Raw genomic sequence first — 220 nt, forward strand, 5'->3', positions numbered from 1 at the left:
GCACCAACAAGGCCGCGCCGAGCATGGCCATGCCGTAGATCAGCGCCGCTCCGGGCAGGAAGACGCCGAGCAGAGCCGTCATGCCTCCGCCCACCAGCAAGGCCGCCATCCAAGGGCCGATAGCCACGAGGAAGGCATTGTCGAGCGCATCCACATCGGCCGTCAGCCGGCTCACCAGGTCGCCGTGCCGCAGCGAGCGATCAGGCAGCGGCAATTTCGG

Annotated in this window: 1 protein-coding gene; it reads right to left on the bottom strand. The window is 68.2% G+C overall.

The window, feature by feature from the left end; all coding sequences use genetic code 11:
* Positions 1–220: hypothetical protein (locus HMPREF0549_RS09965; protein ID WP_003718034.1), on the bottom strand; the 220-nt coding region annotated here is incomplete at both ends.

The sequence above is a fragment of the Limosilactobacillus vaginalis DSM 5837 = ATCC 49540 genome (assembly GCF_000159435.1).
Classification (GTDB): domain Bacteria; phylum Bacillota; class Bacilli; order Lactobacillales; family Lactobacillaceae; genus Limosilactobacillus; species Limosilactobacillus vaginalis.